Consider the following 7,892-nt stretch of genomic DNA (forward strand, 5'->3'; position numbering starts at 1 on the left):
GGGGGAGTACATGCGGAACACGATGCGATTCGATCGAGCCGTGATCATTGGTGGCAGCATGGCGGGCCTGCTGGGCGCCCGAGTGCTGGCGGATTACTTCCAGGAAGTCATCGTCCTCGAGCGAGACGAGGCCTGCGAGGGACCCGAGGCTCGCAAGGGTGTGCCGCAGGGGCGCCATGCGCACGGGCTGCTGGACGCGGGGCTCCAGGTGATCGACAAGCTCTTCCCGGGCCTGGTGCAGCAGATGTACGCCGAGGGCGCCGAGCGCATGGACATGGGGCGCGACGCGGCGTGGTGCACGGCGGGCTCGTGGAAGCCGCGCTACGTCAGCGGCATCGAGCTCATCCTCTGCACCCGCATGTGGCTGGAGTGGAAGGTGCGCGGCCGCGTCGCCATGCTGCCTCAGGTGAAGCTTCGCCAGGGCTGCTCGGTGGAGGCGCTGCTCACGGATGACACCGGCACCCGCGTCACCGGCGTGAAGGTGAGGACGGCCGAGGGCGAGGAGACGCTCCCGGCGGATCTCGTCGTGGACACCGGGGGCCGTGGCTCGCGAGCGCCGGGCTGGCTGGAGGCGCTCGGCTACGGCAAGCCCGAGGAGGAGAAGGTCGGCCTGCAGCTGGCCTACACGAGCCAGTTCTTCGAGCCCTCGCCCCGCTACCAGGGTGACTGGAAGATGATGGCCGTGTTCCCCCGCGCGCCGGAGGAGCGCAAGGGAGGCTTCATCGCGCGCGTGGAGGGAGGGCGCTGGCTCGTCACGCTCCATGGCTACTTCGGTGGCTACCCGCCCACCACCGACGAGGGCTTCCTGGAGTTCGCGCGCACGCTGCCCAAGCCCGACATCTACGAGGCCATCCGCGAGGCGAAGCCGCTGGGCGAGGCCGTCATCCACAAGGTGCCCTCGAGCCGGCTGCTGCACTACGAGCGCATGGAGCGCTTCCCGGAGGGCTTCGTCGTCTTCGGGGACGCGGTGTGCGCCCTCAACCCCGTCTATGGCCAGGGCATGACGGTGTGCTGCTTGAGCGCGAAGCTGCTGGGCGAGGTGGTCGCGGCGCAAGTGCGCTCCACCCCGGGCTCCGTGCAGGGCCTGTCGCGGCGCTTCCAGCGCAAGCTGGCCAAGCTGATCAGCGTCCCGTGGATGATGGGGACCACCATGGACCTGAAGTTCCCGGAGGCCCAGGGCCAGCGCTTCATGGGGCTGGGGTTGCTGCACTGGGGCTTCGGCACGCTGCTCGACTTCACCTCGGTGAGCACGCTGGCCTGCCGCCAGTTCTACGAGGTGATGCACATGCGGCGCGGCATGGAGGCGCTGCTGCGGCCGGATATGCTCGCGGCCTTCGCGCTCTACGGGCTCAAGAGCCTCTTCGTCCCCTTCCCGCGGCGGGCCAACGTGCACACCCTGCCGCGGGCTCCGGCCTGAGCGGGCGCGGGGCTCAGAAGCCTCGCGGCGGCATTTGCGCGGAGCGGTGCAGCCAGTTGTCCAGCGGGTAGCTGGCTGCGCCGTCGATCAGGTGCACCGAGTACGCGTGGCGGCTCTTGGGCGAGGTGTTGGGGCCGCTCTTGTGCGGCAGCAGCCCGTGGAGCACCACCAGCGTGCCCTTCTTCACCTCCAGCGGGACGAAGCCCTCCTCGGGCACCGGCGTGGCGTCCAGCACCCGGAACGCGGTGCCGCCTCCGGGGGCGCGCACGAAGCGCTTCTTCAGGCCCACCCTGTGCCCGCCGGGCAGCGCCCACAGGCAGCCGTTCTCCAGCGTGGCGTCCTCCAGCGCGAACCAGAAGCCCAGGCAGGTGGGCGGATCCGTGTAGAGGAACGTCGAGTCCTGGTGGCTGTTCACCTCGCCGCCGATGTGGGGCTGCTTGAAGATGTACATGGACTGCAAGAGCAGCGGCTGCCTCAGCCCCAGCTCCGCGCTCAGCGCCGCCAGCGCCGGCGTGCGGGAGAACTCGCTGAAGAGCGGATCCAAGTCATGCAGCGCGTGGCCAATCTTGTTGAGCGACAGCGCCTTGGCCTGGCGCAGCGAGCCGTCCGGCCGGAAGGCCCCCTCCTCGAAGAAGAACCGGATCTGATCTCCGGAGGAGAGGAAGTACTCGTCCGAGGTCCGGGTCTGCTCGTGGGTGGTGAAGATGGAGACTGTCTCGGGCTGGAAGCCCTCCACCAGCGCCTCGGCGCGAGCCTTCAGCGCATCGCAGGAGGCCGCCGGCACGAAGTCCGGCAGTACGAGGAAGCCCTGTCGCTCGAAGTCATCAGCCCGGCTCATGTTCGCTCCCTGGGCCGCGGACCGTACCGCGAACGCACGCGGCGGAGAAGCCAGGGGCGGGGTCAGGCTCAGGGGCAGGCGCCGCAGTCGGCCGCGCAGCTGTTGTACTGGCCCGAGGTGCCGCAGCTCTCGGTGATCTGGCAGACGCCGTCACCGCACTCGTAGACATCCTGCGGCTGCAGCCGGGTGGTGAGCGGCTGGTACGTCACCCCGTTGTAGGTGCACGAGGTGTAGTACGTCCCCGTGGAGTCCAGCGTGCAGTAGGTGCCGCAGGAGCCCACCTGGGTCAGCGGCGCGCAGTTGGCCGTCTGGGAGGTGCCGGGCGTGCCCCCGAGCGTGCAGACCCGCGTGGAGCTCTCGCTCGAGCTGAGCTCCGGACCAGCACTGCCGGCATAGATGCCATCCTGGGTGAAGAGGTTGCCGAAGAGGCAGGCCTCGCGCCGCGAGTGGGTCGACAGCTCATCGCTCGTGTAGGGGATGGCCTGGCCCGTGCTGTCCCGGCCGAGCACCGAGAGGGAGATGTGCACGCCGTACTTGTTCACGTGCGCGGCCAGGCACGCGGAGACCAGTTGCTGCTCGGCGACGGTGGCGGGCCGCCCGTTGGCCCAGCCGGGCGCCAGTCCCAGGCTGCCGCTCCAGGTGTACGTCGTCCCGGAGAGGACATTCGTATACGAGCGCGTCTGGCCGGCGGGAACGGCGCACAGGACCACGTAGTGCATCACGTTGGCGGCCTGCGCCGGATCCCCCTGGAACCAGTTCTGGAAGTCCATGGCGGACAGGCCGTTGACGGACAGGCCATTGACGGACAGGCCGTTGACGGACAAGCCATTGACGGACAAGCCATTGACGGACAAGCCATTGTCCGAGTCCAGCTCCTGCACCTCGCTCGTGGGCTCCCAGGCCGGGACAGGGTCCTCCGCCAGACCGCAGCCGGTGGCCAGCGACACCAGCAGCAGCAGCACGGGGGGGACCGCGTGCACCGCGTGGGTGTGGGCCTCGCTCGGGATTCCGCTGTGGAAGTGCAGATCCTGTTCAGCTCGCGTGGTCGGCATGGGGATCCTCCTCAAGGGGGGTGGCTTGAAGTGGGGGTACAGGAAAGCCGCGCAATAACTGCTTAACTTGTCTAAGGCTTTAAACAGGCTAATAACGAGATACCGGAGGGGCTACCCCCCGCCGCCAATTTTCCCGGGCGCTCCCTGCTCCTGCTCCGAGGCGTGTGAGCGTTCAGTCCTGGATGATCCAAACGCGAGCTACGACGGAGGGAGCGGGTGCTCCGCACTCCGCGAAGGGGGGCGTGTGATCAGTTTCAACGGTCCGCGCGGGGTGACAGGTGCACACGCAGCGCCCAGGAAATACCTCTCTCGCGTGTGGAGAGATGGGAGTGGGCGATGGGTGATGTCTTCCCAGGCGAAGAGAGGGGAGCGCCGGGGTTACCCCGCGGCCAGATGGCTCGCGCGGTGTGCTCCTCGCGTCGCTCGGGGCCTCCGCGCGGGACGGTGTCTCTTGTCTTTACCGACATCCCGAGCGCCTCGCGGCTATGGGAGCGGTGCGCTTCGGCCATGGGACAGGCGCTCGAGCTTCATGACGAGGTGATGCGCGAGCTGTTGGAGCGCCACTCCGGCTATGAGGTGAAGACCCAGGGCGGCGCGTTCATGCTCGCGTTCACCTCGCCGGTGGACGCGGTGCGCTGGTGTCTGGAGACGCAGGAGGCGCTGCTCCAGGCGCCCTGGCCGGAGGAGCTGCTGGCGCAGCCCGAGGTGGCGGAGGAGCTGGGGCCACGGGGCTACCTGCACCGGGGCTTGAGGGTCCGCATGGGCGTGCACATCGGCGAGCCCGAGTGCCGCGCCGACGTGCGCACGGGACGGATGGACTACCTGGGCCGGGTGGTGAACACGGCGGCGCGAGTGGTGGCCGCGGGGCACGGCGGCCAGGTGCTGGTGAGCGGCACGGCGTGGTCTCGGATCGCGGCGGAGGATCTGGGGCTGCACGCCTCCCGGCCGCTGGGGGCGTTCCGGCTGAGAGGCATCGAGTGTCCGGTGGCGCTGGTGGAGGTGCTCCCCGCGTCGCTGTCCGAGCGGCGGTTCGGGATGCCGCTGGCGGCGCGCGAGCGGCAGGGCAACGTGCCGGCGGTGCAGGCGGATCTGATCGGCCGGAGCGCGGAGCTGGAGACGCTGCGGCAGTGGCTCCACGAGGAGCACCGGCTCGTCACCCTGCTGGGCCCCGGCGGCATGGGGAAGACCCGGCTGGCCACGCACTTTGGCGGGTTGGAGCTGGAGTCGTGCGCCTGGGAGGGCGGGGTGTGGCTGTGCGAGCTGGAGCAGGCGAGGACCGCGGAGGCGCTCTGTCACGGTGTGGCCCAGGCGCTCGGCATCTCGCTGAAGCACGAGGAGGGGGCGGGCGATCCGGTGGAGCAGCTGGGGCTCGCGCTGAATGACTGCGGCGGCGTGCTGATCATCCTCGACAACCTGGAGCAGGTGACGCGCGATGGGGCCCAGGCGCTGGAGCGGTGGCTGGCACTGGCGCCGCGCGCTCGGTTCCTGATCACCTCGCGGGAGGAGCTGGGGTTGTCCCAGGAGCGCCTGTTGGATCTCGGCCCGCTGGCGCTGCCCGAGGCCGAGGAGACGCGGCTGGAGGTGATTGCCGGCTCGGAGGCGGTGCGCCTCTTCGTGCAGCGGGCGCGGGAGGCGCGAGGGCGCTTCGAGCTGACGGCCGAGGAGGCGCCGCACGTGGTGGACATCGTCCGGCGGCTGGACGGGATTGCCCTGGCCATCGAGCTGGCGGCGGCGCGCACGGCGGTGCTGGGGGTGGGCCAGCTCCGGGAGCGGCTGTCGCGCCGCTTCGAGCTGCTGCGCAGCGGGAGGAGGGATGCGCCGGCGCGCCAGGCCACGCTGCGCGGCGCGATCGACTGGTCCTGGAACCTGCTGGATCCGGCCGAGCGCTCGGCGCTGGCCCAGTGCTCGGTGTTCCGCGGCGGCTTCACGCTGGAGGCCGCCGAGGCGGTGCTGGTGCTGCCTCCCGGCTCGCTGCGCGTGAGGCAGGTGCTCCAGTCTCTGCGGGCCCGGTCCCTGCTGCGGACCCAGGAGGTGGATGGGCTGGTGGGGCAGGGGCGCCTGGGCATGTACGAGAGCATTCGCCAGTACGCCGCGGATCGGCTCAAGGAGCTCGGGGGCGAGGCGGCGCTCGTGGCGCGGCACGCGGAGTGGCACCTCTCGCTGGCGCGGGGGCTGCGCGAGCGGGTACGCGGAGCGGGAGGCGCGGAGGCGCTGCGCCGGCTCGTGCTGGAGCGGGAGAACCTGCTGGCCGCCTGTGACAACGCGCTCGCCGTGGCGCCGGCCACGGCGCACTCGGTGGGGGTGGCGCTGGAGGCGATGGAGGCCCTGGAGCCGGACATCGTCACCCGAGGCCCTATCAGCCTGCTGCTCACCCGGCTGGAGCGGGCGAACGCGCTGGCGGACTCCGTCGCGCTGCCTTCCGAGCGGCTGGGGCTGCTCCGCGCGGTTCGGGGCCGGCTCCACCTGGAGGCGGGCCACACGGAGGCCGCTCGATGGGACTTGGAGGAGGCGCGCTTCCTCTTGCGGGCCACGGAGAACGTGGCGGGGGAGAAGCGGGTACTGGTGGATCTGTCCATCGTGGCGCGCCAGCAGGGGGACGTGGCGGCGGCGTGGGCGTTCATCCAGCGGGCGCAGGAGCTGCACGCCGGGGCCAACCGATGGCTGGAGGCCTATGCGCGAGGCCACCTTGGCCTGGTCGAGCAGGTCCGCTCAGGCCCCGAAGTGGCCATGTCCCATCTCCAGGCCGCGCAGGAGTTGTTCCGCGCCGTGGGAGACGTGGCGCTCGAGGTCAGCTTCACCACGCACTGGGCCGTGGCGCTCGGGGAGACGGGGCGTGTCGGCGAGGCGGTGGCGCTGGTGACGGAGGCGATGACTCGCGCGGCCAGCGTGGGAGATCAAGCCGGCCATGCCCTCGCGCGGCTCCACCTGGGAGGCTTCCTGCTCGAGCAGGGACGGGCGAGCGAGGCGCGTGAGCACTTCACGGCGGTCATGCGCATGGGGCGGCAGCTCGGCGTGCGGCTGCTGGAGGGCACGGCGATGGGCGAGCTGGGCCGCGCGGAGCTGGCCCTGGGCGAGCTGGCGGAGGCGCGGCACTGGCTGGCCGAGGCCGTCTCCGCGCTGGAGGGAGTGGACCGATGGCACGCGCTCCGCTTCGCCGCGCACCGTGCGGCGGTGGAGGCCGTGCTGGGAGACCACTCGGCCGCGCAGGCGAGCTTTGAGGCCTTGGAGGAAGAGTACGAGGTGCAGACGGATCCGGTGCTGCGAGAGCTCGTCACGCTGCTGCGCTCACAGGCCTGTCCCTTCGCGTAGGGCTCAGCGCGCGGGTGGCAGGGGAGGGCCGGGCGCCAGACGCACTCCGGGCAGCTCGAGCAGCCGCTGGAGGACCTGATCCATCCGCGTGCGATTCGTGTCGTTGCGCACGTCGAGGGTGAAGCTGACGTCATCGTGACGATGGGCGCGGTCGAGCTCCAGTCCTGGACGGGGGACATCCTCGATGCCCGAGCTGGGGCCGCGCAGGCCGGCGTTCCACTCGCGCACGAGCTGCTCCAGCGAGCAGGCCTGGACGTGGAGCCGGTACGCCAGCTCCGCGGTGCCGGGGTACTCCAGCCAGCGCTTCCCCTCCACCTCATAGCCAACCTTGCGGAGCGCGGTGCGCTGGCCGGCGGTGAGGAAAATCTCCGGGGCCAGGGCTTGCGAGCCGAGCTCCATCTCCTGGCCAGGGAAGGCCAGGAGGGCGGAGAGGAAGGTGTCTCGCGCCTTGGCCTCCGTGGGCCGGGCGCGGAATGCATCCAACGCGCGGACCAGCTCCGGCAGCCGCCCTTCGAGCGCCTTCTGCCGTGATGCGAGCACCTGCCGCTGCTCCGGAGTGAGCAGGCCCCGCGCGTCAGCCGCCGCGACCACCTCGTTCACCGCGGCCTTCAGCTCGCCCTTCTCGGCTGGCTCGAAGGCGACATGGACGAGCGGGGAGGGCGGCTCGGACTTCGCTCGGCGCACGAGAACCAGGGATGGGATGAACAGCTCGAAGTGGCCCGCGGGCGTCGCCAGCACCTCCTGGAAGTCCGCGGCGCGCGAGACGAGCTGCCGCTGCCGCTCGGCCTCCATGGGCCACGCGAGCCACTGGGAGAAGGCGCCCTCCGCCGGAATCCGGCGAGGCAGCTTCTCCTCCATGCGCAGGATGAGGAGCCCCTCCTGGGTGCGCTCCTCCTCCTGGAGAGTGATGCAGGCGCCGGACAGGTTGCACACCGCCTTGGGCATCTGAACGCGCGGCGGAGGCGCCGCCGTCATCAGCGCGAGCCCCAGCCCCAGCGTTCCCAGCCAGCCTGAGAGCACGCTCCGGCTCCTTTCAGCGGACCGCCTTGGCGAAGTGGTTCGCGAGGCGGTGCTGCAGCTCGGTGAGCTCCGCCTCGGCGGCCTTCAGCTTGGGAACCTGGGCGCGCAGCTCCTGCACGTTCTTGCCCTTCAAGCCCTCCGAGTCGCCCCACTGGGCGAGCCAGCGATCCAGGTCCTCGGCGCTCAGCTCCATGTGGAACTGGAAGCCGTAGGACTTGCCGAGCCGGAACGCCTGCTGCGTGTACCGGTCCGTGGA

5 protein-coding genes and 1 pseudogene are annotated in these 7,892 nt (G+C 70.8%); 2 read left to right on the forward strand and 4 right to left on the reverse strand.

Annotated elements, in window-relative coordinates:
* Positions 1–22 precede the first annotated feature (22 nt).
* A complete protein-coding gene (locus tag ACJ8AT_RS30875; RefSeq protein ID WP_407741522.1) occupies positions 23–1,417 on the forward strand; it encodes an FAD-dependent oxidoreductase in 1,395 nt (464 codons plus the stop codon).
* 13 nt (positions 1,418–1,430) lie between these two features.
* Here the strand turns inward: ACJ8AT_RS30875 and ACJ8AT_RS30880 are convergent, their stop codons facing one another.
* The gene (locus tag ACJ8AT_RS30880; protein ID WP_407741523.1) at positions 1,431–2,255 is read right to left on the reverse strand and encodes a phytanoyl-CoA dioxygenase family protein; all 825 of its coding nucleotides are present in this window, start codon (positions 2,253–2,255) and stop codon (positions 1,431–1,433) included.
* Positions 2,256–2,323: 68 nt separating this feature from the next.
* Positions 2,324–3,307, reverse strand: coding sequence for a hypothetical protein (locus ACJ8AT_RS30885; protein ID WP_407741524.1), 984 nt, complete (start codon positions 3,305–3,307; stop codon positions 2,324–2,326).
* A 393-nt stretch (positions 3,308–3,700) separates the two neighbouring features.
* Between ACJ8AT_RS30885 and ACJ8AT_RS30890 the strand changes: the two genes are divergently transcribed.
* Positions 3,701–6,616 carry an ATP-binding protein gene (locus tag ACJ8AT_RS30890; protein ID WP_407741525.1) on the forward strand — a complete coding sequence of 972 codons (2,916 nt, stop codon included), beginning with the start codon at positions 3,701–3,703 and terminating at the stop codon, positions 6,614–6,616.
* Positions 6,617–6,619: 3 nt separating this feature from the next.
* Here the strand turns inward: ACJ8AT_RS30890 and ACJ8AT_RS30895 are convergent, their stop codons facing one another.
* The gene (locus ACJ8AT_RS30895; protein WP_407741526.1) at positions 6,620–7,636 is read right to left on the reverse strand and encodes a hypothetical protein; all 1,017 of its coding nucleotides are present in this window, start codon (positions 7,634–7,636) and stop codon (positions 6,620–6,622) included.
* A 13-nt stretch (positions 7,637–7,649) separates the two neighbouring features.
* Positions 7,650–7,892, reverse strand: a pseudogene (locus tag ACJ8AT_RS30900) (glutamine amidotransferase); the annotation flags it as partial.

The organism is Hyalangium sp., from assembly GCF_045802625.1.
GTDB lineage: Bacteria > Myxococcota > Myxococcia > Myxococcales > Myxococcaceae > Hyalangium.